At 40.0% G+C, this 24,509-nt stretch carries 21 protein-coding genes and 1 pseudogene; 4 read left to right on the top strand and 18 right to left on the bottom strand.

Annotation, left to right across the window (positions count from 1 at the left end):
• Positions 1 to 18: 18 nt before the first annotated feature.
• The 18 genes from ACLN19_RS07260 to rlmD form a co-directional block, all read right to left on the bottom strand.
• Positions 19 to 1,323 (bottom strand): HdeD family acid-resistance protein, encoded by a 1,305-nt coding sequence (locus tag ACLN19_RS07260; RefSeq protein ID WP_413384836.1) that lies wholly within the window; start codon positions 1,321 to 1,323, stop codon positions 19 to 21.
• On the bottom strand, positions 1,320 to 1,910 hold the full coding sequence (locus ACLN19_RS07255) for a GDSL-type esterase/lipase family protein (RefSeq protein ID WP_413384834.1): 591 nt from the start codon (positions 1,908 to 1,910) through the stop codon (positions 1,320 to 1,322). The genes ACLN19_RS07260 and ACLN19_RS07255 overlap by 4 nt, the downstream gene beginning before the upstream one ends.
• Positions 1,911 to 1,992: 82 nt before the next feature.
• Positions 1,993 to 3,042, bottom strand: coding sequence for a D-alanine--D-alanine ligase (locus ACLN19_RS07250; RefSeq protein WP_413384832.1), 1,050 nt, complete (start codon positions 3,040 to 3,042; stop codon positions 1,993 to 1,995).
• Positions 3,043 to 3,141: 99 nt separating this feature from the next.
• A complete protein-coding gene (locus ACLN19_RS07245; protein ID WP_413384830.1) occupies positions 3,142 to 4,464 on the bottom strand; it encodes an FAD-containing oxidoreductase in 1,323 nt (440 codons plus the stop codon).
• 211 nt (positions 4,465 to 4,675) lie between these two features.
• Positions 4,676 to 6,646 carry a transketolase gene (gene tkt / locus ACLN19_RS07240; protein WP_413384828.1) on the bottom strand — a complete coding sequence of 657 codons (1,971 nt, stop codon included), beginning with the start codon at positions 6,644 to 6,646 and terminating at the stop codon, positions 4,676 to 4,678.
• Positions 6,647 to 6,818: 172 nt separating this feature from the next.
• A complete protein-coding gene (gene ulaG, locus ACLN19_RS07235) occupies positions 6,819 to 7,910 on the bottom strand; it encodes an L-ascorbate 6-phosphate lactonase (RefSeq protein ID WP_413384826.1) in 1,092 nt (363 codons plus the stop codon).
• Between the two features lie 164 nt (positions 7,911 to 8,074).
• The gene (locus tag ACLN19_RS07230; RefSeq protein WP_413384823.1) at positions 8,075 to 9,742 is read right to left on the bottom strand and encodes a BglG family transcription antiterminator; all 1,668 of its coding nucleotides are present in this window, start codon (positions 9,740 to 9,742) and stop codon (positions 8,075 to 8,077) included.
• A 131-nt stretch (positions 9,743 to 9,873) separates the two neighbouring features.
• Positions 9,874 to 10,518 (bottom strand): fructose-6-phosphate aldolase, encoded by a 645-nt coding sequence (gene fsa, locus ACLN19_RS07225; RefSeq protein WP_413384821.1) that lies wholly within the window; start codon positions 10,516 to 10,518, stop codon positions 9,874 to 9,876.
• Positions 10,519 to 10,619: 101 nt separating this feature from the next.
• Positions 10,620 to 11,336 carry an L-ribulose-5-phosphate 4-epimerase gene (locus tag ACLN19_RS07220; RefSeq protein WP_413384818.1) on the bottom strand — a complete coding sequence of 239 codons (717 nt, stop codon included), beginning with the start codon at positions 11,334 to 11,336 and terminating at the stop codon, positions 10,620 to 10,622.
• Positions 11,336 to 12,199: an L-ribulose-5-phosphate 3-epimerase gene (locus ACLN19_RS07215; RefSeq protein WP_413384816.1), complete on the bottom strand. Its 864-nt coding sequence runs from the start codon at positions 12,197 to 12,199 to the stop codon at positions 11,336 to 11,338. The genes ACLN19_RS07220 and ACLN19_RS07215 overlap by 1 nt, the downstream gene beginning before the upstream one ends.
• Before the next feature lie 3 nt (positions 12,200 to 12,202).
• The gene (locus tag ACLN19_RS07210) at positions 12,203 to 12,868 is read right to left on the bottom strand and encodes a 3-keto-L-gulonate-6-phosphate decarboxylase UlaD (RefSeq protein ID WP_413384814.1); all 666 of its coding nucleotides are present in this window, start codon (positions 12,866 to 12,868) and stop codon (positions 12,203 to 12,205) included.
• Positions 12,869 to 12,903: 35 nt separating this feature from the next.
• The gene (locus ACLN19_RS07205; RefSeq protein ID WP_413384811.1) at positions 12,904 to 13,386 is read right to left on the bottom strand and encodes a PTS sugar transporter subunit IIA; all 483 of its coding nucleotides are present in this window, start codon (positions 13,384 to 13,386) and stop codon (positions 12,904 to 12,906) included.
• Positions 13,387 to 13,517: 131 nt separating this feature from the next.
• Positions 13,518 to 13,796 (bottom strand): PTS sugar transporter subunit IIB, encoded by a 279-nt coding sequence (locus ACLN19_RS07200; RefSeq protein WP_413384809.1) that lies wholly within the window; start codon positions 13,794 to 13,796, stop codon positions 13,518 to 13,520.
• 48 nt (positions 13,797 to 13,844) lie between these two features.
• The gene (gene ulaA / locus ACLN19_RS07195; RefSeq protein WP_413384807.1) at positions 13,845 to 15,296 is read right to left on the bottom strand and encodes a PTS ascorbate transporter subunit IIC; all 1,452 of its coding nucleotides are present in this window, start codon (positions 15,294 to 15,296) and stop codon (positions 13,845 to 13,847) included.
• 163 nt (positions 15,297 to 15,459) lie between these two features.
• Positions 15,460 to 17,184, bottom strand: a complete 1,725-nt coding sequence (gene ezrA, locus ACLN19_RS07190) for a septation ring formation regulator EzrA (protein ID WP_413384805.1) — start codon at positions 17,182 to 17,184, stop codon at positions 15,460 to 15,462.
• A 118-nt stretch (positions 17,185 to 17,302) separates the two neighbouring features.
• On the bottom strand, positions 17,303 to 19,252 hold the full coding sequence (gyrB, locus tag ACLN19_RS07185; protein WP_413384803.1) for a DNA topoisomerase (ATP-hydrolyzing) subunit B: 1,950 nt from the start codon (positions 19,250 to 19,252) through the stop codon (positions 17,303 to 17,305).
• Complete coding sequence (locus ACLN19_RS07180; RefSeq protein WP_413384801.1) at positions 19,252 to 19,812, bottom strand: HAD-IA family hydrolase; 561 nt, start codon at positions 19,810 to 19,812, stop codon at positions 19,252 to 19,254. The genes gyrB and ACLN19_RS07180 overlap by 1 nt, the downstream gene beginning before the upstream one ends.
• Positions 19,813 to 20,245: 433 nt before the next feature.
• On the bottom strand, positions 20,246 to 21,598 hold the full coding sequence (gene rlmD / locus ACLN19_RS07175; RefSeq protein WP_413384799.1) for a 23S rRNA (uracil(1939)-C(5))-methyltransferase RlmD: 1,353 nt from the start codon (positions 21,596 to 21,598) through the stop codon (positions 20,246 to 20,248).
• Between the two features lie 125 nt (positions 21,599 to 21,723).
• Here rlmD and recX point away from each other — a divergent pair, with 125 nt between their 5' ends.
• The 4 genes and pseudogenes from recX to ACLN19_RS07155 all read left to right on the top strand — a co-directional run.
• A complete protein-coding gene (recX, locus tag ACLN19_RS07170) occupies positions 21,724 to 22,503 on the top strand; it encodes a recombination regulator RecX (RefSeq protein WP_413384797.1) in 780 nt (259 codons plus the stop codon).
• Positions 22,504 to 22,613: 110 nt separating this feature from the next.
• The gene (gene ntdP, locus ACLN19_RS07165) at positions 22,614 to 23,147 is read left to right on the top strand and encodes a nucleoside tri-diphosphate phosphatase (protein ID WP_413384795.1); all 534 of its coding nucleotides are present in this window, start codon (positions 22,614 to 22,616) and stop codon (positions 23,145 to 23,147) included.
• 65 nt (positions 23,148 to 23,212) lie between these two features.
• Entirely contained in the window at positions 23,213 to 23,521 is a 309-nt protein-coding gene (locus tag ACLN19_RS07160) for a DUF960 family protein (protein WP_413384793.1), read from the top strand.
• Positions 23,522 to 23,616: 95 nt separating this feature from the next.
• Positions 23,617 to 24,509, top strand: a pseudogene (locus ACLN19_RS07155) (transposase); the annotation flags it as partial.

Genomic DNA, 24,509 nt, shown 5'->3' with positions numbered 1-24,509 from the left:
CAAGCTTTTAGAAATAACTTATTTCGTGTCCTTTTCTAGATGAGCGTTATGAATCACCTCCCCCACTACGATGGAGTTTGGGCTCTCATATTGTCTATGAAAATACTCATAATAAGTCCCTGGAGACAAGATCCCTTCCATCGCAATCAAGTCTAAACCACTGGTTCCAATCAACTCATCTGCCAAAAGCACACAATTAGTCCCTAACACAAAATAAGTCTTAAAGCGTGACTCAGTAAACTTATAGGTCTTAGTCGGAAATCGTGCTACCATTTTCCCTAAATAGCTCGCTTTTTGCTTTTGACTGGTGAGCTGACATGGAATGGTCATATCATAAATATGATTTAGTTTCTTTTCAAACGCCTCTTGCTGCTCCTTAGTCAACACGACCTGATACTCAAAAAGAGTCTTACCATAGTCCATGCAATACTGTAAATAATCTTCTTTTGCTAAAGTAAAGAAACAGCCATCTCCCACAGACCCCAAAAGTCTAACAGAATCAACATCATAAGAGCCATACGAATACACGCGACCTTTATAACTCACATCGACATGACCGACCGATCCAAAGATACCTTTGCTGACATGGATGAAAACATCTAACACAGGATCCCCTAAAACTTCCTTGTTAATTTTAGGGATAATCTCCTCTTTGACATGTTCAGCACTGATATCTTTATTGAGTAGGTGGTGTATTTTTAAGAGTGTATCAGCTGGGATCAGCATGGTCACCAAGACAGGTAGCCCTATTCGAAAACGACGCTTCGTCACTTCTTGCTCCGTGTCAGGGGTTTGCAGATCTTTAGCATCTATCAACCACATAATACCAAGAAAAAGCACATAAAGACCCATCAATATGATATTATCGGTAATGGTGTGATTACTTATCAGCGAGTAAATCCCCCAGACCAAGGTCACCATACCAGTAATTAGCTCCTTTAGAGTACCTTTAGCCCTATCTTTTTTGAGAAGATAAGCTGTGATGAGACTCACTACGCCTACCATCAATTGGTAAAGACCAAAGCCGTCATTTAAAAGAGCTGCCGCATCACCACTACACCATAAGAGAAAGATACCCAAGCCCATATGTAAAAAGGCATCCACTAGACTAATGGTGTTGGTCGAAGATGACTTAGCATGATATTTTCTAAATAAACGCTCACTCAAGCGAAATAGCCCAACTAAGATAAGAATCAAGCCTATCCACCAAGTCATATCCGCCACAAAATAGCGATTAAATAGCATCAGGCATAGACCTAACACTATCATCAAACCAGCGCTAATGAAGCGACTCCATTTTTCATATAGTTGAGACAAAGTCATTGACCAAGCACCTCCTCTAGCACTGCCAAAACAGGCTGATAACCTTGATAAGTCAAGTGCACCCCATCACGTGTAAAACTCTCCTTTAAGAGCCCCTTATCACCTACCAGATGAGGGTAAATATCAATAAAATGAGCCTCTAAGTGACGCAAATAAAGGTTGGTCTCTGCAATCTCATCCACTAAAGCAGAGCCGTAGCGCTCTGATACGCGCCTTGGGTAAAGACTCTCAAGATAACAATCCGCCTTCGGAAACCTCTCTTTGAGATAAGCTAAAATAGCTTCAATATGCACCAGTAAATCTCCTACTGAAGAGCCTAGCATCAGATCGTTTGTCCCTATCAACAACACAATCTTTTCAGGCTCTAAGCCTGCCGTCAATACTTTTAGATAACGTCTTAAAGACTGACTATTACTTCCTCTGATCCCTCTATTGTAAATAGGCACGTCTAAGTGCAGTTTGTCGGTCGGCAAAAACTCCACCAAAGAATCACCTAGAAAAAGAACACCACCTTTTGGCGCTTCTTGATTGGCTTTTTGGTAAGTCTCTAAAATTTCTGTTTGTAATGTATTTAATGTTGTATTCATAATATCTTTTCTAAAGGAAAGAGCAGGTGTACTATACCCTGCTCTCCTATCTATTGGTTTTCTTATTATCCTACTAACCGTTTTATGACAAGAGATGACCCTCTCTTTTTTCAAATATCTCACGCGCTAGAGTGACCAACTCTTCTAGTAATTGGCTATAAGACAAGCCCATATTGTCCCACAAGAGTGGATACATAGACCACTGTGTATAGCCAGGCATGGTATTGAGTTCATTGAGGTAAATCTCACCTTCTTCTGTCAAAAAGAAGTCACAACGTGACAATCCACAACCTCCGATAGCTTTAAAAGCTAATTGGGCGTAGTGACGCATACGATTTGAGATCTCCTCAGAAATAACTGCTGGGATAGCCATCTCTATCTTGTTATCAATATATTTGGCATCATAATCGTAAAAATCAACATCCTTAACCACTTCACCTGGCAGTGTCGTCTTAATCTCTGTATTGCCTAGGATACCTACTTCAATCTCTCGTGCGACTACACCTTGTTCAATTAAAATACGGCTATCGTACTTCAAAGCTAAATCAAGTGCTGTCTTTAGCTCACTGGCATTACTTGCTTTTGAGATACCGACACTAGAACCCATGTTGGCAGGCTTTACAAAAACAGGATAAGTCAATGTCTTCTCAACAGAAGCCAAGGTCATCTCAAAGGCATCACCTTCGATATGGACTACATAAGCAACCTGAGGAATGCCTGTACTGGCTAGCACTTGCTTAGTTGTAATCTTATCCATAGCCACACTAGATGCTAAAACAGTTGTCCCTACATAAGGCATCCTTAAGACTTCAAGAAAGCCTTGGACTGAGCCATCTTCACCCATAGGACCATGAAGAACAGGAAAGACCACTGCACCTTCTTCATAGATATCACTAGGAGAGATCGCTCTAGCAAGATCAATTGTCTCATTTGTCATTAACCGTTCATTAGTGTCTGGTGTCTCAGTAAATACCTGAGTCTGAATAAATTGCCCCTCTTTACTGATAAAATATGTCTTTACCAGATACTTATCATAATTCACCGCTCTAACGACACTCTCTGCTGATAAGACAGATACCTCACGTTCGGCTGAGCGTCCACCATATAAGACAACTAATGTTTCTTTAGACATAAGGGAAAATTCCTAACTTTCTATGTTTTCGCCTAACTATCATACCATAAATAAAGAGAAGTTTCAAAGATAGGAGTCAAGAATTCAAAAGAATCATCCTCAATCTATCGCAAAAACGTCATTTAAATTTTCAGCCATTGTCGGATGAGTGAAGATTTGATTTTTCAAGTAAGTGTATGGGATATGATTATCCATAGCCATCTTAATCATGTTGATATTTTCTTCAGAATTCTTAGCAAATAACGTCGCTCCTAAAATCTCCTTAGTCTCTGGATTGACATGGACCTTATAGAGACCACGTAGGTCATCATTGACATGCCCACGAGGCATAGCTGCCACCAATAGCTCCTTAGACTGATAAGGAATCCCTGCTTTGATAATATCAGCTTCTTTTAAACCAACGCTAGAGAGAGCTGGTTCGATAAAGGTTGTTGTTGGGACATTTTGGCGTTTATTTAGGTTGTAATCACCAGTAGCCGTTAGCTTACCGTAAACGATTCTGAAATCATCAAGAGACGTGTAAGTAAACTGTAAGCCACCGTTGACATCACCGACTGCATAGACATCTTTAACACTAGTCTGACAGTACTCATCCACTACAATCGCTCCACGATCATTAAGCTCAATGTCTGTCGTCTCTAATCCTAAATCATCTGTATTGGGTTTACGCCCTGTGGCATACATAACCACGTCAAAGTGATAGTCTTGATCATCTGCTCGCAACACCACTTCCTCACCTTCATTAGATAAGCGTGAAATACGTGCGCCCATTTTAAACGTAATGCCGTCTTCTTCCATGTAAGTTTTTGCCATTTGAGCGACAACAGGCTCCTCACGTGGCAACAACCTCTCCCCAGCTTCAAAGACCGTTACTTGACTTCCTAGCTTAGCATAAAGACTGGCAAACTCTAGCCCAATATTACCACCACCAATAATGCCTAGACGCTTAGGCTGCTCTTTTAATTGCTGAATCCCTGTACTATCAACCACATGTCTCGTCTCTAAAAGTCCTTCTATCGGTAGCACATTAGACTTGGCACCTGTATTGATGATGATAATATCAGCACTCAACTGCTCTTTATCCTCACCTGAAGTAATCTCTAAGCGTTTATTGGCAACAAAGCGCGCTTTAGCATTATATAAATCAACTCCCGCACCTTTTAAAACCGCTTCATTTTTACCGCGTAAGCGTGAGGTTACAGCTTCTTTTTGTGCCATGACTTGGGCAAATGACAAATCCTCTTCTGCTGCTACAATCATTGTTTTAGTCGGAATACAGCCGATATTGATACAAGTACCACCATACATGCTACTGTCTTCTTCAACAAGAGCCACTTTCTTACCTAGGGCACTCATCTTGCCTGCCAAGGTTTTTCCTGCTTTCCCAAAACCAACCACTATCATATCATACTCTTTTACCATAAGTAGCCTCCTAAATCATCTGCCAATACTAGCCATATAGCAGAACACTAACAAACGACTCTCACTCTAAGCTAGCCTTCCATAAGTGAGATATCTCTTTTCTTACTGTTATTATAGCAATTTCTCATCTGACTTGCATAAATTTGCTACGCTCACTGGCTAGATAAGAAAAACACTCAAGAAAACCTGAGTGTTTCACTTTTTGTTATCATTACAGTTCTTTAACCACTTTGACAACGTTGTCAACGGTAAAGCCATAAGCGTCAATGACTTCTTGAGCTGGTGCTGATGCGCCGAAGCGATCAATACCAATTACGCTACCATCAAGACCGACATACTTGTACCAGCTTTGTGTCGCTGCCATTTCAATAGCCACACGACGACGAATCTGACTTGGTAGGATCTCTTCTTTATAGCTAGCATCTTGAGCATCAAAGAGTTCTGTTGATGGTACAGAAACGACACGTACCTTGATTCCTTCTTCCGCCAAAGCTTTAGCAGCTTTGACAGCCAAGTTGACCTCAGAACCTGATGCTAATAAAATAGTGTCAAATCCTTCTTCTTCATAGACAACATAAGCCCCTTTTGATACCTTATCAAAATCAGTTCCTTCTTCGACAGTCAAGTTTTGACGTGTAAGGACAAGTGCTGACGGTGTTTGTTGACTAGTCAAGGCTAAATACCATGCTGCTTGTGTCTCACGCGCATCTGCTGGACGAAAGACATTGAGATTAGGCATAGCACGTAAACCAGCTAAATGCTCGATAGGCTCGTGTGTTGGACCATCTTCACCAACAGCGATAGAATCATGAGTAAAGACATAAGTCACTGGAAGTCCTTGAAGAGCAGACAAACGCATCGCTGCTTTCACATAGTCTGAAAAGACAAAGAATGTACCACCATAAACACGTAGCCCACCATGAGCAGCCATACCATTTAAGATAGTTCCCATTGCAAATTCACGTACACCAAATTGAATATTACGGTTTAGTGGATGTTGACTGTCTTGCAGACCATCAGATGTGATATAGGTCATATTAGAATGAGCAAGGTCAGCAGAACCGCCAAGGAAGTTTGGCATCACTTTAGCTGCAATATTAAGCGCATCTTGTGACGAATTACGTGTTGCTTGAGAGAAACCTGCCTCAAGTGCTGGGAAATCTTCTGGTTTGATCGCAACAGGGTCTTGACCAGATAGGATTGCTTCTACTTCTTGGGCTAGCTCTGGATAAGCTTTTTTATAGTCTTCAACTTGTTTTTCCCAAGCCGCATAAGCAGCTTGACCACGCTCACTTACATTTACTTTAAAATCTTGATAAACTTCTTCTGGCACTTCAAATGGAGCGTAATCCCAAGATAGATTCTCACGAGTTGCTTGTGTTTCTTCTGCGCCTAGAGGGGCACCGTGAGTCGCATTTGTTCCTTGTTTGTTTGGAGAACCATAGCCAATAATGGTCTTAACTTCAATCAAAGATGGCTTGCCAGAAGCTTTAGCTTCTTCAATAGCAGCATTGATAGCCGCTACATCTGTCCCATCTTCAACTAAAGCTGTGTGCCAACCGTAAGCCTCGTAGCGTGCACGCACATCTTCAGTAAAGGCATCCTCAGTACCACCATCCAAACAAATATTATTTGAATCATAAAGGACAATCAATTTATCCAACTGTTGAAGACCTGCATAAGATGCTGCCTCACCAGATACACCTTCCATAAGGTCACCATCGCCACAGATAACATAAGTATAGTGGTCAAAGATATTATAGCCCTCACGGTTATACTTAGCTGCCAAAAAGCGTTCTGCTTGGGCAAAACCTGTAGCTGTTGAAATCCCTTGTCCTAGAGGTCCTGTTGTGGTATCAACACCAGCTGTATGTCCATACTCAGGATGTCCTGGCGTTTTAGAGCCCCACTGACGAAAATTCTTAATCTCATCAATGGTCACATCTTCAAAACCTGACAAGTGTAAGAGAGCATAAAGTAGCATTGAGCCATGACCTGCTGACAGCACAAATCGATCACGATTGATCCAGTTTGGCTTTTCTGGATTGATACGCAATTGATTCGTAAACAAACTATAAGCCATAGGTGCAGCACCCATCACAACGCCAGGGTGCCCTGATTTTGATTTTTCAATCGCATCTACACCAAGAAAACGGATCGCATTTACTGATAAATTAGACATATATTTCTCCTTTTTTAGTTCCTCTTACATAATACCACGTTTTAGCCACTTTGAAAATATCCGCACATCGTGCGATATGCGGATATCGTATGATTCGGTTTTAAAAACGGGTTTGTCAGCCTGATATGACCCTTACGAACACTTCTTGATATTCTAATAGAGGGAGTTTATCTTATAGAAGTGCCTTAAATTGAATATTTGAGTCATGTTCAAAGGCATCGTCAAATCCACGTGGGTGGTGGTATTCAATTCTGTCTTTGTCTTGTGGGTAAGTATATTTACCACCAACTTCCCAAATAAATGGATGGAAGTTGTATTGAAGACGTTCTTTACGCATTTTCCAAAGAGCCAAAATTTCGTCTGTTGATGCCATGAAGTTTGACCAGATATCATAGTGTACTGGAATAATAACTTTAGCACGAAGATTTTCAGCCATACGTAAAAGATCAATAGATGTCATCTTATCTTGGATACCGATTGGGTTATCACCGTAGTTATTGATTGCAACGTCAATGTCAAAATCTCTACCATGTTTTGCAAAGTAGTTTGAGAAGTGAGAATCAGCACCATGATAAATGGTACCACCAGGTGTTTCAAAGACGTAGTTAACCGCTTTAGATGCCATCAACTCATCTGTTACTGGCAATCCTTTAAGGCTGTCGCCATTTTCTTCGTATCCTTCAATTGGAAGTGTCACAAGACAAGTACGGTCAAATGACTCAACAGCTGTTACTTTAATGTCTTTAAATTCAAATGATTCTCCTGGCGCAATTGTGATAATACGCTCTTCTGGAACACCCCAGCCAATCCAGATATCACGACATCCAGAAGGACCCACAAATTTGACATGGTCAAGTTTTGGATTGTTTACAATAGCTGCTGCTGTTGAGATATCAATATGATCACTGTGGACATGTGATACAAGATAGTAATCTAGCTCATTGATTGCAAATGGATCAATCACCATAGGCTGTACACGAAGATTTGGTTGTAATTTACGAACACCAGCCATATTAGCCATTTGATGTCCCCAAACCATATCTTTCACTTTTTTAGTCGCTTTACCACGTGCAGACCAAAGGTCCATCACAACATTGGCACCACCAGGTGTCTTAATCCAAACACCACAGTTACCTAGCCACCACATTGCAAAGTTGCCTTCTGGAACAACTTCTTCTTCAATTTCTTCATTAAGCCAAGTGCCCCATTCTGGGAAAGTAGATAGAATCCATGACTCTCTTGTAATGTCTTTCACATTTGCCATTGATAAATCCTCCTCGTAGTTCTTTTACTTTTGTTACACTCTTAGTATACTATTTGTAAGCGCAAACAAAAAGACCAAGAAACACACAGTTTTGTGTCCATAACTAGACTCTCAAAACTCCCTAATCATCTTTATCCTAAAAAGAAAAAGCCTAATCATTAGACTCATTCTCCCTTTAAGTCACGCAACAATTCTTCACGGAAAATCTTCTCGATTTGATTGCGTAAAACATAGCGATCACTCTCATTTGACACATAATGTTTTAAGACAGTATCTAGCTCTTTAGATAAATCTCTAGCGGTACGTTTTCCGTTAGAATAAACAAAAGAAACTAAACGAATAATATCATCATTGGTTAAGACAGAGTGTACCAAAATCGTCGGAAGCTCCGTCTCAATCCCATCTGACGTTGCAATCACAACATCTGACGTCACAATATCCTTGACACTGTCAAATTGCTCAGAAGTAAATACTGCCTCAATTTTCGCCTGTGGAATATAGCGCTGGCATTGTTTTTGAAGAAATTTTCTAGAGCCAATCCCTTCATCACAAACCAAAATGACGCTAGGCTGATAACGCCCTTCATCGCTGATATTATAAAGTGAACCACCCAAATGAATGGTCAAATAAGCGATATCAGCATCAGTCAGCTGGATATTCCAAGCTGTCTCTAAGATATGGGCACTTGATTTAGTCATAAAAAATAACCAGCCATACTTATCCATAATCTGCTCAGTCATCGGATTTACGGAGTAGATACCGTAGGTTTTTCGATACAATAGTGCCTTACAATGCGTGATTAACTGATTGATAAGCTCATCTTTATGTTCAAACGTTAACTCATAAGCGCCTTCAAAGTTATCTAAAAAAGAATTGATGACTTCTCGCATATCATCAAAGTCCGAGCTGTTGTTATGACTATCATTTTCCTTTCGAAAAGATAACAAGAACATGGTAATAAAGCTTCGCTCCACATCATCATAAACAATACCAAAAGCTTCTTGCATCCTTTGAGCCAATTTTTCAGCAATACGATACTCAATACGCTCCTTGGTCAGGCTAAACTCTTTTTCCAAATCTTTTTTTTCAGTCTCGCTGATAACCATATTACGATAGCTCATCAATAAATAAGGAAGTGTCTCCACCATGAACTGACTGTCTTGACTGTTTAGTTTTTTCCCCATTTCTTCACGGACGTCACCTAAAAGCTGAATGAGGTAATCACCTCTGACCTTAGAGTAGAGGGTCTTATCTTGTGTAAAACTCACAATTTTGTCAGATAAAATCTTTTTAAAACTCTCAGATTCCCTGCTATAAATATCATACAAGGTGCGGTGGACAAACTGTATCTTGACCAAAGGATGAGCTTCTAGATAATACCCTCTGGTCTTGGTTACATATATCTGTACGGTATAGCGATCTAGCGCCAAACGTTCTCTCAAGGTATTAAGATCATTTAAAACTGTATTTCGAGAAACTTCTGTCAAGCGCATCAACTGCTCAAGGGTCACACGGCTATCAGCTACTGCGATATAAACCAACATCAACTCCATACGCTCTCTAGGATTCATCACATAGCTATAAGCATCTAAGTGATCTAGTAAAGCTTGACAGGCTGCTTTTTGCTCACTATCTAAAATAATACCAATCCTTGGATGACTGACAATTTGCTCAACCCCATCAGGAAGGGCTTCGTTTATCTTTTCTAAATGATAATAAATTTTACGTCTAGATTGTCCTAAATGCTTTGAGATAGCCATGATGGTTTTTGGCTTCTCCAGATGAATTAAATAAGACAAGAGAGCATAACTTTTTTTATCAAGTACAATCATCTTTTGACTACTCCTTATATAAAATCATTTATATTATATCATGTTTATCTTAGAATAGCCCTTTCTTTAGCCTAACAAAGCTGCTAAGCGTTTTTTGAAAAAGAGTTTGGCGATAACCAAACTCTCTCACTCTATTTTTTAAAGGCTTCCCAATCCTGCATAAAGGTCTCAATACCTTGATCTGTCAACGGATGTGAGAACAATTTAGCAAAGACATTATCTGGAATAGTCGCAATATGAGCACCACGCTTTGCCACACCTTCTACATGAGGTAAGCCACGAATGCTCGCTGCAATGATTTCTGAATCGTATCCATAAAAATCAATAATATCACGTAAATCTTCAATCAAAGCATAAGCATCTGTACCGATATCTTCTAAACGCCCGATAAATGGACTAATGTAAGTAGCACCTGCTTTCACTGCAGAGAGACCTTGTGATACCGTAAAGATAAGTGTCACATTGGTCTTGATACCTTCTTTTGATAAGACACTAACAGCAGCAAGCCCTTCTTCTGTCATTGGAATTTTGATGATAACATTATCAGCCCATTTTGAGATACTACGAGCTTCTTCAATCATCTCTTCACGTGTAAGACCAGTAACTTCTGCACTGACAGGACCATCAACAATGGTACAAATTTCTTTGATAACCGTCTCAAAATCACGTCCCTCACGTGAGATAATAGTTGGGTTGGTTGTTACACCATCCACAATCCCAAGAGCATTCAAGCGTTTAATTTCGTCAACATTAGCTGTATCTAAGAAGTATTTCATCTGTAATCCCTTTCAATTCTTTGTCATAAAAGACGAGATAAGTATCTCATCTCGCATAGCCATCAAAGAGTCTTCATATCAACTCTACTAGCTCTTTAGGTTTAGTGCGCGTCACCTTTTTGACCATAGTAAGCATTTGGACCATGTTTACGCAGGTAGTGTTTGTCCATAATGTATTTTGGTGCTGGCTCAACACGTGGATTGATTTGTTCTGTAAAGCGGTTCATTTTAGCTACTTCTTCAAGAACAACAGCGTGATAAACGGCCTGAGCAGGATCTTTACCCCAAGTAAATGGACCGTGATTACGTACAACAATACCTGGAACAGCAATTGGATCTAAGTCGCGTTTAGCGAATTCTTCGATAATCACAGTACCTGTTTCTTTTTCGTAAGCACTATCGACTTCTTCAGCACTCAATGAGCGTGCACATGGGACAGGACCATAGAAGTAATCTGCGTGTGTTGTTCCATAAAAAGGAATATCACGCCCTGCTTGTGCCCAACCAACGGCTTCTGTCGAGTGAGTATGAACAATACCTCCCACTTCTGGCCAAGCCTTGTATAGCTCTACGTGAGTAGGTAGGTCAGATGAAGGATTAAGATCTCCCTCTACTACGTTACCATCAAGATCAGTCACTACCATATTCTCAGGAGTCAATTTATCATAATCAACGCCTGAGGGTTTGATAACAATCAAACCTGCCTCGCGATCAATCTCTGAAACATTTCCCCATGTAAACTTAACCAAACCATGCTCAGGCAATGATTTATTGGCATCGCATACACGTTGACGCATTTCTGCTAATGATTTAGCCATTATTTTACCCCCGCTTTTTCCATCAATGGATAAAGAAACTCTTGTGCTTCTTTAATCGCTTTTTTCGTCTCTTCTACCGTCTCACAATTTTCAGACCACATTTCAATCAAGAATGGTCCATTGTAGTTGGTTTTTTTGATAACATCAAACATCTCTTCCCAGTTGACACAGCCTTGACCAAATGGCACATCACGAAATTGCCCTGGTGAATCTTCCGTCACGGCGTACGTATCCTTAATGTGCAATGCTGCAATAGAGCGATGACCGATGAAAAATTCACTCCATAAATCATTATGCCAAGCTGATACATTTCCAGTATCTGGATAGACAAACAAATAAGGTGAGTCGATTTCTTTTTCAACTGCCAAATATTTTTCAATAGAATTCATGAAAGGATCATCCATGATCTCAATTGAGAGAATGACTTGGGCTTCTTCTGCCCAAGTACAGGCTTGACGAAGATTTTTAATGAAACGAGCTCTTGTCTCAGGTGATTTTTCCTCGTAATAGACATCATAGCCTGCTAGCTGAATGTTACGTACTCCGATATCTTGAGCAAAAACGATACATTTTTTCATCATATCCATAGCACGTGCTTCTTTTTCTGGATCATTTGAACCCATTGGAAAACGACGATGGCCACTGAACGTAATTGTAGGAACACGTACACCTGTCTCAAAAATAGCCTTAACCAATTCTAGGCGCTCTTCTTTTGACCAATCAAGGCGAGCTAGTCGCTCGTCTGATTCGTCAATAGATAGCTCCACAAAGTCAAATCCCAATTCTTTTGCGAAATGAAGGCGTTCTAGCCAAGTATAGTGCTTTGGCGTTGCCTTTTCATAAATACCAATTGGACGTGCCATAGCCTACCCCCAGATACGTTTGATTTCTTCTTTAAATTCACGTGCCGCTGCAGCTGGATTTTCTGCTTCTGTGATACCGCGTCCTGCGATAAAGGTAAAGACATCAACGCCTTCAAACAATTTCAAAGTATCTACATCAAGACCACCTGTAACAGATACACGGAATCCCATCTCAATCAATTTTTTAACTTTGTTAAGATCTTTTTCACCCCAAGTTTCACCAGCAAGAAGGGCGTCACGTGATTGGTGATAAATGGCTTGTGAGATACCTGCATCTAGCCATTGTTGGGCTTGTTCATAAGTCCAGTCACCATATAGTTCGATTTGGATTTCACCACGTTCGCCACGAACTTCTTCAATCGCTTTTCTAGCAGCTTTCATCGTTGGAATAGTTGCTGAACAAATACATGTCATCCAGTCAGCACCACGATTAGCATTATTAGCAGCAACTGTACCACCAGCATCTGCACATTTTGTGTCAGCTACGATGATTTTGTCTGGGAAAAGACTACGGAGGACTTCTACTAATTCACTACCCACTTGAAGAAGGCAGACTGTACCAGCTTCAATAACATCGACTTCTGCACCTACAGATACAGCAGCTTTAATAGCTCCTTGTAAGTCAGAGTGGTCAAGAGCAACTTGTAGATTTGGTAATTGTTTTGTCATGTGTGATTCTCCTTTTTCTATCCTACACTTAGTCTTTAGTCAAGGTCAAAACCTTCAAGGTATGGGCTATTTTTAGATTCTTCAACCAAAGCAAGGACATCTTCTTTTGTCTGACAAGCCAGCAGACGATCAATAGCATTGTCTAATTCAAACAAAGCTATAATTTGTGGAATAGCCACAGAAGCGTGAATAGCTGAGCTAGTAGCTGCAAGTGTTAAGAGAACCGATACTTCTTTACCATCAGAGAAAGTAACAGGCTCAGTCAAAGTAATCAATGAGAAGGCATCACGTTGTACACCTGCTTCAGGACGTGCATGTGGCATTGCCATGCCTGGTGTCAAGATATAATAAGGTCCGTGTTCTTTTGTAGAAGCAATGATAGCGTCATAGTATTCTGATAGTACAGCGCCACTTTCAATCAATGGATCAACCGATAATTTTACCGCTTCTTGCCAGTCTTTAGCAGTCAATCCTAGGCGAATAGAGTCGTTTTCGATAAAAGCTTGTTTTAAATTCATGAGATACCCCTTTACTTTTCTACTAAAATAAGGAGCGAGGGCGCATCGTACCTGATGGCAACTCACTCCCTACTATTACTACTTTGTTACCAATGGTAACTATCTAATTGTCAGACTGAGATGTTATCGGATTAAAGCGCTGCTTCTAGCTTAGTCTTGATTTCGTTGTCATCCATAAGATTATCAAGCCCGATAAGCTTTCCATTTGTGCGACCTTCAAGTTCGCTGATAAGGTGATTTGAAGCAACTACGATGTCATAGCCAGATGCTAATCCTTTTGCTTCACCGACTGAACATGATGCAGATTCGATGTTGCTTACGCCCAACTGACGAAGAGCATTTTCTACTTTCATCTTGATAACCATAGATGAACCCATACCATTTCCACATGCTGTAAGTACTTTAACCATAATATTTTCCTCCAATGTTGTAATATCAATTAATTAGCGAGATATGAACTATTCCCCTTGTGCTTCACCGCGGTAGTAAGCTTCTTTATCTTTGGCTTTAGCAAATTGTAATTGTGGGATAAGCAACAAGAACAAGCAAACCAAAACATAGCCAATAACACCGAGGTATTTAAAGAGGTAAGCAAACGGTACCCAAGGAATATCCAAGTCAATGTTACCATGGAAACCACCAACAAGACCTAATAGGCTAACAGCAACTGCTCCGATGGCAACTTGAAGAATACCTGAGATAAAGGAAAGTGTCAGAGCTGCTTTCCAACCACCACGTTTATCTGCATATACAGCAATCGCTGCATTGTCAAAGAAGACAGGTACAAATCCAGTGATGATAAGAATTGGGTTTTTAAAGACAATCAAGAGGATGATAGTCACCAACTGACCAATCAAACCAGTTGCAAAACCAAAGAGCACGGCACTTGGTGAGCCAAATCCAAAGGCTGCTGCTACGTCAACTGCTGGGAATGACCCTGGAAGCAACTTGCTAGAGATACCTTGGAAGGCATTTGTCAATTCACCAACAAACATACGTACACCCTGCATCAAGATAAAGAGATAAACAGAGAATGTAAAGGCAGTTTGGATGACATACATAAAGAATGATTGTTTTTCTGGATTGTAAAGTGTTCCAGAAGTGATAACTTCTGCATTAGCCATGATGTCTGGACCTAGGACAAATAGGATTGCTCCAAAGAAGACAAGCATTAAGGTAGCTGATGCAACCACTGTATCGTGGAAAATGTTTAAGAAGGTTGGTAATTTAAGGTTGTCAAGATTATCTTCTTTTTTACCAAGTTTTGGGGCAACCTTATCCACAAACCAAATGGCAAATTGTTGTTGGTGTCCGATAGCAAAACCACCGCCACCTGTTAGACGTTGTGTAGGCTCGACTGTCAAGTTTGAGCTGACTGCCCAGTACAAACCACAGACCAAACCAACTGCAAGAGTCGCTAATAATGAATTTTTAGTAAAGGTTGGGATGAGCAAGACCATCACTGTGATAGTCGCTGCTTGCTGAACCATGATATGACCTGTAATAAACAAGGTACGTACCTTAGTAATCTTACGAAGCGCAACCAGTAAAATATTGACAAAGAATCCTACCAAAAGAGCTGAAGTAGCCACTCCGACAAATGCTGGAAATTCTTCTACAATTTTTTCATTTGCTGCTGTCAATCCAAAGTAAGGGTCAATGACTGCAGCTCCGATATTGAATTTGTAGTTAAGCGCTGTCAAAATTGGACGGAATGTACCAACCAATCCCCCTGCCGCCACATCTAAAATCATATAACCTACGGTAGCTTTGACAAAGCCTGCAAAAACATCATACCAAGGTTTTTTTAGTAAGATATAGCCTATCAAAACTAACAGACCAACAAAGAATGCTGGTTTTTGCAAGATGTTTTGCGAGAACCAGTTAAGAATGCCTATAAGGAAGTCCATATTTCTTCTCCTTTTTCAAAATGATGTGTCGAACGTTCTTACAAGATTATTATACAAAGGAATGCGCTTACATAAAAGACCAAGAAACACACAGTTTTGTGTACAAAACTAGACTCACACGATCATATGAACAAAAAAAGAGTAAGATCATATGATCTTACTTTTAAAAGAGAATCTGTTCACGTGTTTTTTCATAAGAGCTAACAAAGCGCTCTGTCACACCTGGCTCAACAATCTCTAAAGCCGTTGAAATTTCATCAAAAGAAGCAGCATAGTTATTATCTACCTCAAACAATTTCAAGGCATTCTCAAAACTTTGTTGAATGCTAGGCTCAAAGCTACGATAACGGTTAGAATACTGCAAGAGTTGCTCCGTTAAGACAGCATCTTGAACGACTTGATAAGCAGAACTTTCAAGATGATGAATGGCATTTGTAGCTACTTCTGAGAGGCGGTTAACTGCCATAATATCAATGCGATCACGTCCCAACTCATCCATCAAGGCTTCTAGTTGAGAACTTGTCGTAAAGAACAGACTCATGAAATCCTGAGGAATACCTGGTAAATGACGTTTTTCCATAAAACGCTTGATCACATGCAAACGATTGATATAATCATCTACATTACGACGAGCAACAACCTCTATCTTTTCTAAATCACGAATTTCATGGTAAAGATCCATCTGTTCTTCTTCAAGGTCACTCAACTTCTGCAAAGCCTTGTCAAAAAGAACTTGAAGCTCTGAGAAAGGTTTCTCTGCTTTGTCAAAACTCTCAACATAAGGCAAAACATCACGACGAATCGTCTCTAACTCACGTTCAAAAGGACGGATACTCAAATGATGATTCTCCGCAATAATATAGCGAATCGTCAAACGACGGATTTCTTTTTCCAATTTTTTGACGTTATCTTCAGCATGCGCTAAGAATTTTGGCAGTCGCTTACTATCTCTATGCGCCACCTTTTGAGCTTCAATCTCACGCTCAAAAAGTTGATACAGCGTATCAATCTTAGACTGAATACTGTCATTTTCCTCACGAGCACGGTCTAAATCTAGTGTGACTAATTCAAAACTATTAGCCCTAACATCGTCACGAATCCCTTGAAAACGGGCTTCAATATCTTTCTCAGGAAAATGATAATTAGCTTCAAGAAGACTACGATAACCGTTTTCCAAATCATCCAATTGATCTGGAAAATCATCTTCTAATTTAGCAACAATAGCTGGAATTTGCTCTGAAATTTGACCAAGTGCAATAGTATGCTCTTCTGCCTTATCTAAGACCTCAGAAGCTTCCATAGGGTCACCAGTTGAATTGAGAGTCACAAATTGTGAAAATTCAGCTTCAATATTTCGCAACTGCTTTTCAATTTCTGGCATGGTAGAGCCAAAATTGTCTTCATTTTCTTCGATATTTTTTTGTAGAATTTCATACAAATCAAGTGCATGCGTCACACGAGCACTATTTTTTTCTTCTTGTTCTTTTAGGATAGACAAAGCCTCTCTGATGGCTGTGATATCTTCTTCAACAAGACTTAATTGGCTATCTGCATTATCAATCTCATGCTTTGCTTTAATAAAATTAAAGGTGTCGTTTAAACTTTCAGCCTCTAAAGTATGGGCTTCAATTTCTGGAAAGATGTTTTTAGAGACATCTGACCATTTTTGACTCCATTCACGAAAAGTAGTCTGACTCTGCCCAATAAGATGCAACTCTTGAACCGCATCAATCTCTTCTTGAACTGGTAAATCCAAAAGAGCTTGCTTGCGCTGGTCAAGACTAGAAATCAGCGATTCATTACGTTTTCGAATGATCACCCCTGCTAGATAAGCTACGATAACAATAAGCACAATAGCTATCAGCAGCAAGATAAGTCCGCTAGACATGGTTTTCTCCTTCGTTACATACACAGCTCTAAATTAAGCTGGTAATCTTATTATCGTTTTAGTATAAAAATGAACGTTACGATTATAACATACTTCTTGTATTTTTTCAAAAAGCAGGTTAAATATCAAGCGTGCTATAGACGGCATTTTCCTCAATAAACTCACGACGAGGTTCTACACGATCACCCATGAGCATATCAAAGATTTTATCTGCCTCTGCGGCATCATCCACAGAGACACGCGCCATAAGGCGATGTTCTGGGTCCATGGTAGTTGACCATAATTGATGATCATCCATCTCTCCAAGCCCTTTATAGCGCTGTACACTTGGCTTTGAACGTCCTTGACTATAGCGTGCAATAGCCTCTTGCAATTCAACTTCTTGATTAGCACCTGGCTGGATGTACTCTTTTATATCACTACCAACCTTAATACCATAGATAGGTGGTTGAGCGATATACACATAACCTGCTTCTAAGATAGGACGCATAAAACGATAAATCAAGGTCAATAACAGTGTCCTGATATGAGCACCATCCACATCAGCATCTGTCATAATAACGAGCTTATGATAACGTGCCTTAGATACATCAAAATCAGCACCAAAACCTGTCCCCATGGCTGTAAATAAGCTTCGAATTTCTTCATTAGCTAAAATCTTATCCATGCTGGCTTTCTCAACGTTAAGAATCTTACCGCGAATAGGCAAAATAGCTTGAAATTCACGATTGCGCCCTGACTTAGCAGAGCCCCCTGCAGAATCCCCCTCAACGATAAATAGTTCATTTTGGCTAGCATCATTAGAAGAACAATCCGCCAACTTACCTGGAAGATTTGAGATCTCTAATCCTGATTTTTTACGTGTCACCTCACGCGCTCTTTTGGCTGCAATACGAGCTTTAGAGGCTAAAATGCCTTTTTCTACAATCTTCTTAGCTATCTGAGGATTTTCAAGAAGAAAGCGCCCAAATGCCTCACTGAACAAACGATTGGTGATTTTAACCACTTCTGAATTCCCAAGTTTTGTCTTGGTTTGCCCTTCAAATTGTGGATTAGGGTGTTTCACCGAAATCACTGCCGTCAACCCTTCACGTACATCCTCACCTGTTAGATTATCTTCATTATCTTTGATGAGTTTGTTTTTCTTAGCATAATCATTGATCACACGAGTCAGTGCTGTCCTAAAACCTTGTTCGTGTGTCCCACCTTCATGGGTGTGGATATTATTGGCAAAGCTCATAATTGTCTCATGATAGGTTGTCGTATATTGCATAGCAACCTCAACCGTAATGCCTTCCATCTCGCCGTCTGTATAAATCGGATCTTCAAAAATCAAATCTTTATTTTCATTGATGAAAGACACATATGATACAATCCCACCTTCATAGTGGAATGTCTTTGACTGTTCTTTACCCTCACGCTTATCTGTAATGGAAATCTTCAAACCACGATTTAAAAAGGCTAACTCTTGAATGCGTTTCGCTAATTTAGCAAAATCATAGGTTGTCGTTTCTGTGAAAATAGCAGCATCAGGAGTAAAGTGCACTGCCGTTCCTGTACGATCCGTATCCCCAATAACAGCCAAGTCTGCTAATACTTGTCCTCTTTGATATTCTTGAAAATGAATTTTACCATTTTTATAAACTCTAACATCTAGCTGAGTTGATAGCGCATTGACAACAGAAGAGCCCACACCGTGGAGACCACCAGATACCTTATAGCCGCCACCTCCAAACTTTCCTCCAGCATGCAAGACCGTAAAAACAGTCTCAACGGCAGGACGTCCTGTCTTTTCTTGGATATCTACTGGAATACCACGTCCATCATCAATAACTGTGATAGAATCATCTGCTTCAATAAACACCTCGATATGACTCGCAAATCCAGCTAAAGCCTCATCAATAGAATTATCTACAATTTCCCACACCAAATGATGCAGTCCTTCAGATGAAGTTGAACCGATATACATCCCTGGACGCATACGGACAGCCTCTAATCCCTCTAAGACTTGAATTTGGCTAGCATTATATTCATTTGCCAATGCTTCTAAATTTTTTTCTTCTGTCATTATTTTATGATCTCCATCAAGGATTTTTTGCCATCAACCAACAAGGTCGCAAATCCAGCTCTACTTCCTGCTTGGCTATCTATCTCACGATCACCGATAACAAGCGCATTTGTAATATGGTATTTTTCCTTCAAATATAAAAAACTCTCAGGGTCTGGCTTTCGCAAAAAGCCATTATCAGCTGTCACAACCTCAGTAAAATAAGAAGCAATAGCCATCTTATCTAATAGACTCATCACCTGATTATCACGATGAGATACCAAAAAATTGCGACTCCCCTCTCTAACAATACGCTCCAAAATAGCTCTAGCACCGTCAAATAAAATCGGATGCTCTAGCTGCTTTTTTTCGGCTTGTTTATACAAAGGTAAAAATCTGGGTTCTTCTGGGATAAACTGTCTGATGGCTGCATCAGTTGAACACTTGAGATAATGATAGACCTCATCGTGCGACGCTTTTATCCCAAAGCTTGATAAGGTCTCAACAAATGCTTTTGTAGATATCTCATAGTTATCTAGCAATGTGCCACCTAAATCCCAAATATAGTCTTCATAATGCATATCCTATATTATAGCATATTTTTTAACGATAATACAGCCCTTGATGGCCTCTGTATTATAAATTAAGGGGCATGCACTTAACCATACGACACGCCCCTAATCTCGTTTTTATATGTCAAAAAATAGGTGACCTTATCATTAAGATAGGCCATAATAGGCTCATAGGAACCATTCGAAACAACGTAGTAAGTTAAACTAAAAATTATCCGTTCACATTTTGCGCACCGATTCGGTGCTTTTTTGTGCTCAAATGGACACTTATTCCAACAACCCGTTTTTTACAACCTTCTGTTTACAGACTTCCTTCTTTTATTTAAATCTTGAGAGTACAAAAACTGATTTAGATTAAAAGCCCAATAAGCAAACGTTTTCTTGGTATTTCACCTTTCTTTAATGCCAAAAAATCGTCTTTTAAAAAGACGATTCTTCCATATTAAAAGCGTGTTAATTTCACAACAGCTTCCACGCGCGCTGTGTGCGGAAACATATCGACAGACTGGATGTAGTTGACCTTATAACACTGTGCCAAAACAGCTAAATCACGAGCCAGAGTTGAAGCATTGCAGGAGACATATACCATCTTCTCAGGCTGGAATTGTAAAATAGTCTCTAGCAATTTATCATCAAGTCCTGTTCGTGACGGGTCAACAACCAAAGCAGTAGGCTTGTAGCCTTCTTTGTACCAGCGAGGAATAATGTCTTCTGCCTTACCTGCTTCATAGTGGGTGTTTGTCAAGCCTAGCTGCTTGGCATTTGTGCGAGCGTCATCAATAGCCTCTTTAATCACATCCATCCCTCTCACTTCACCAACCTTATCCGCAAAGGCAAAGCCAATGGTTCCTACACCACAGTAAGCATCAATTAGACGATCTTCCTTAGACACATCTAGCGCCTTCACCGCCTCTTGATACAAGCGGTTGGTCTGGCTAGGATTAAGCTGATAAAAAGCGCGAGGTGACAATCTAAAACCATAAGTTAAGACCTCTTCTTTGATACTATCAGCGCCCCATAAAATAGTCGTCTCCTCGCCATAAATCTCACTGGTCTTACTACTATTTAGATTGACGGCAATGGTCTTGATTTGAGGGTACTTGCGAATCAACTCCATCATCACATCATCAAAATCCAAGGCTTTACTCGTGACAAAGATAATCTGTACTTGCTGACTGGCTGTCGCTTTTCGAACCATTACTGTCCTTACGCCTGCTATCTTTCGTTCATTGTAAATAGGAAGCTTGTAGCGATCTAATAATTGTGTAATAGTATTGATAATCTCCTGTGTCAGCTCATCTTGCACAAGACAATCCGTCAGCGAAATCAATCGATGCGTCCCAGCTTGATAAAGACCTGCCTTGATACTCCCTGAAAAAGAACGTGTCTGAAATTGCAACTTTGCACGGTAATGCCAAGGGGTTTCCATCCCAATCGTCTGACGTATCTCATAAGTCTCATAGCCCTTAGGCTTAAACTTTTTCAAGGCTTGGTAAATAACATCATCTTTATAGGACAACTGCTTATCATAGCGTAAGTGCATAATCTGACACCCCCCACACTCCTGATAAATCGAGCAGGGCGCCTCCACACGAAATTTAGAAGCTTTATTGACCTTTAACAGCTTGGCAATGGCAAAATTGCGTTTAACAGCTGTAATTTGACAATAAATCTCCTCACCTGTCAAAGCACCCTCGACAAAGACCAAGGTTTTCTTAAAAAAACCAATGCCTTCTCCGTTGATGCCCATGCGCTTAATTTTTAAGGGAATGCGCTGCTTGACTGTTAAACTCATGCTTATCCAACTCCTTTAGCTGTATTTGAACCGTATGTGTTATTACATTGTATCATTTTTTAGCGCTTTGTCATAGTCACTCATTTTGATCAGCTTTTGAGGCATACTTTTGTTATAATAAACATATGAAAATTACAAAACTTGAAAAGAAAAAACGCCTCTATCTGCTAGAGCTAGATAACTCAGAGAGTCTCTATATCACAGAAGACACTATTGTCCGCTTTTTACTAAGTAAGCATATGACCATAAGCACAGAAGAGCTTGAAGACATCAAAGCCTTTGCTCAAGTCTCTTATGGGAAAAATCTAGCCCTCTACTACCTCTCTTTTAAACCACGCACCCAAAAAGAAGTCAGCGATTACCTTTATCAACACGATATTGAGGAAGAGATAATTCCTGATATCATCGCACAGCTCAAAACAGACAATTGGATAAATGATAAGCGCTACACAGAGACTTACATTAGCCAAAAGCTCCTTAACGGTAATAAAGGTCCCTACGCTCTCCAAAAACAACTACGTCAAAAAGGCATTGCCACAACACTCATTGACCAAGCGCTTCAAGAAGCTGATTTTCAAGATGTCCTTGATAAGCTCAGTCATAAATTACTCAACAAATACCAAGCCAAACTACCGCTCAATGCCTTGAAAGACAAGCTTACTCAAGCACTTATGAGTAAAGGCTTTTCATACGACGACGCCAAGGGGACAATTGATCGTTTAGAGCTGGAAAAAGACGATGACGACGAATTAGAACTCCTCCAAAAAGAACTGGAAAAACGCTATCGCAACTATAGCCGCCGCTATGATGGCTATCAGCTCAAGCAAAAACTCACCCAAGCGCTTCTTCGAAAAGGCTATGATTATGCTAGTATCCGCTCTCAAATAGCTGATTACTTAGACTAAAGAGATAACATTTTGACAAATCCCTAAGAATCCTGTCAAATCAGTGCTATTTTTGTAAAATTATGGTAAACTATAAGAGATATATTTTAATTGTAGAAAGTTGGTAAGCCATGAAATTACCCAAGGAAGGCGACTTTATTACAATTCAAAGTTATAAACATGATGGCAGTTTGCACCGAACATGGCGCGATACAATGGTACTAAAAACAACAGAAAATGCCCTTATCGGTGTTAATGACCATACTCTAGTCACAGAAAGTGACGGTAGGCGTTGGGTAACGCGTGAGCCTGCTATTGTTTACTTTCACAAAAAGTATTGGTTCAATATTGTTGCTATGATACGAGACAATGGGATTTCCTACTACTGCAATCTTGCTAGTCCTTACCTACTAGATGAAGAAGCTCTCAAGTACATTGACTATGACTTAGATGTCAAGGTCTTTGCAGATGGTGAGAAAAAACTACTCGATGTCGATGAGTATGAACAACATAAGCGTAAAATGGGCTACTCAGCAGACATCGACTATATCTTAAAAGAAAATGTCAAAATCTTAGTGGATTGGATTAACAACCAAAAAGGACCATTTTCTTCGGCCTATATCAACATTTGGTACAAACGTTATCTTGGACTGAAGAATCGTTAAAGTTGGCAAAGAGTTTGAGACAACGTCTTGAACTCTTCCTTTTTTAAAAAAACAGGAGGTGCTCTATGGCTTTTGATAACACGCGTGAACGCTATGCTAGCTTTGGTGTTGCTACATCGCTTAGTTATGGCTTAGTCAATGCTTTTTGGGATATTTTAGACAACTATCTAAAAGGTGTTTTTCCGCTAAGTTCTACTCTGACCTTTCATCTCATTAAAAAAGGAAATAGCATCTCTATCCAATATCTAGATGCCAAAGGAGAGCTAAGCATTACCTTTGATTATAACATCCCTTTTGACCCTTTTTTTCCACGAACCATTAAGCTCATCGATGATAATGGTATCGAGACGCTCCTACTTCCCTATGAATTATAAGAAAAGAAAAACTCCCTAGATCTATTGATATACTCCCCTTATAGTGGACAGTGAAAAAACAAAAATTCACTAGAAGCTATAAGGGGAGTTTTCCTATGTCGAAAAGAAGTCCAAAGTCAGTTGAAGAAAAACTAGAGGTGGTTCAACTCTATCTGAATACTGGAAAGTCAGTAGGTTGTCTATCTAGAAAGTATGAAGTTGATCACTCAACGGTTAGGGAATGGATCCGCAAGTATAAACAAGACGGTATTGATGGTCTCATAGAAAGTCGTACCTGGAAGAAATACAGTCAAGAACTCAAGGAACAGGCTGTACAAGACTATCTCAAGGGCCTGGGTAGCTTGAATACTATTGTTGAAAAGTATCATATCTCTGATAAATGGGTTCTCAGATCCTGGATAAACCGTTATACTAGTGGTAGAGATTTAAAAGCTACTAGTAAAGGACGGTCACGGATGAAACAGGGACGCAAGACCACATTTGAAGAACGGGTGAAGATTGTTAACTTCACAATCGCCCATGAGAAAGACTATCAGGCAGCTGTGGAGAAGTATGGTGTTTCCTATCAACAGGTCTACTCTTGGGTCAGGAAGTTTGAGAGAGATGGGAGTCAAGGCTTAGAAGACCGCCGAGGAAAGAGCTTGGAAACGAAGCCCAATCTCACACTAGAAGAAGAATTACAACTGAAAATCAAACAGTTGCAAGAGCGGAATCGTCTCCTTGAAATGGAGGTTGGTCTGCTAAAAAAGTTAGACGAGATTCAGTGTCGCAAGAGGAGGTAAGGCTAGGTCGCTACCTGAATCAGTTTCAAGCCATCAAAGATTACTCATACGAGTATGATGACACTTCTATCATTTACCTATGCCGGCTCCTAAAGGTTTCTCAGTCTGGTTATTATAAGTGGCTCCATCACGAAGAAACGGTTTCTGAGAAAACCAATCGAGAATTGATGATAACCATTCAGGAGCTTCACGCCAAACACAAAGGT

The sequence above is a fragment of the Streptococcus lishijunsis genome (assembly GCF_047290665.1).
Taxonomy (GTDB): domain Bacteria; phylum Bacillota; class Bacilli; order Lactobacillales; family Streptococcaceae; genus Streptococcus.
The sequence above is the reverse complement of the archived record's forward strand: the minus strand, read 5'-3'. Positions and strand labels throughout refer to the sequence as shown.

Coding starts and splice junctions, on each gene's coding strand:
- ACLN19_RS07260 (WP_413384836.1), bottom strand. CDS start 1,323: ATGACTTTGTCTCAACTATATGAAAAATGGAGTCGCTTCATTAGCGCT.
- ACLN19_RS07255 (WP_413384834.1), bottom strand. CDS start 1,910: ATGAATACAACATTAAATACATTACAAACAGAAATTTTAGAGACTTAC.
- ACLN19_RS07250 (WP_413384832.1), bottom strand. CDS start 3,042: ATGTCTAAAGAAACATTAGTTGTCTTATATGGTGGACGCTCAGCCGAA.
- ACLN19_RS07245 (WP_413384830.1), bottom strand. CDS start 4,464: ATGGTAAAAGAGTATGATATGATAGTGGTTGGTTTTGGGAAAGCAGGA.
- tkt (WP_413384828.1), bottom strand. CDS start 6,646: ATGTCTAATTTATCAGTAAATGCGATCCGTTTTCTTGGTGTAGATGCG.
- ulaG (WP_413384826.1), bottom strand. CDS start 7,910: ATGGCAAATGTGAAAGACATTACAAGAGAGTCATGGATTCTATCTACT.
- ACLN19_RS07230 (WP_413384823.1), bottom strand. CDS start 9,742: ATGATTGTACTTGATAAAAAAAGTTATGCTCTCTTGTCTTATTTAATT.
- fsa (WP_413384821.1), bottom strand. CDS start 10,518: ATGAAATACTTCTTAGATACAGCTAATGTTGACGAAATTAAACGCTTG.
- ACLN19_RS07220 (WP_413384818.1), bottom strand. CDS start 11,336: ATGGCTAAATCATTAGCAGAAATGCGTCAACGTGTATGCGATGCCAAT.
- ACLN19_RS07215 (WP_413384816.1), bottom strand. CDS start 12,199: ATGGCACGTCCAATTGGTATTTATGAAAAGGCAACGCCAAAGCACTAT.
- ACLN19_RS07210 (WP_413384814.1), bottom strand. CDS start 12,868: ATGACAAAACAATTACCAAATCTACAAGTTGCTCTTGACCACTCTGAC.
- ACLN19_RS07205 (WP_413384811.1), bottom strand. CDS start 13,386: ATGAATTTAAAACAAGCTTTTATCGAAAACGACTCTATTCGCCTAGGA.
- ACLN19_RS07200 (WP_413384809.1), bottom strand. CDS start 13,796: ATGGTTAAAGTACTTACAGCATGTGGAAATGGTATGGGTTCATCTATG.
- ulaA (WP_413384807.1), bottom strand. CDS start 15,296: ATGGACTTCCTTATAGGCATTCTTAACTGGTTCTCGCAAAACATCTTG.
- ezrA (WP_413384805.1), bottom strand. CDS start 17,184: ATGTCTAGCGGACTTATCTTGCTGCTGATAGCTATTGTGCTTATTGTT.
- gyrB (WP_413384803.1), bottom strand. CDS start 19,252: ATGACAGAAGAAAAAAATTTAGAAGCATTGGCAAATGAATATAATGCT.
- ACLN19_RS07180 (WP_413384801.1), bottom strand. CDS start 19,812: ATGCATTATGAAGACTATATTTGGGATTTAGGTGGCACATTGCTAGAT.
- rlmD (WP_413384799.1), bottom strand. CDS start 21,598: ATGAGTTTAACAGTCAAGCAGCGCATTCCCTTAAAAATTAAGCGCATG.
- recX (WP_413384797.1), top strand. CDS start 21,724: ATGAAAATTACAAAACTTGAAAAGAAAAAACGCCTCTATCTGCTAGAG.
- ntdP (WP_413384795.1), top strand. CDS start 22,614: ATGAAATTACCCAAGGAAGGCGACTTTATTACAATTCAAAGTTATAAA.
- ACLN19_RS07160 (WP_413384793.1), top strand. CDS start 23,213: ATGGCTTTTGATAACACGCGTGAACGCTATGCTAGCTTTGGTGTTGCT.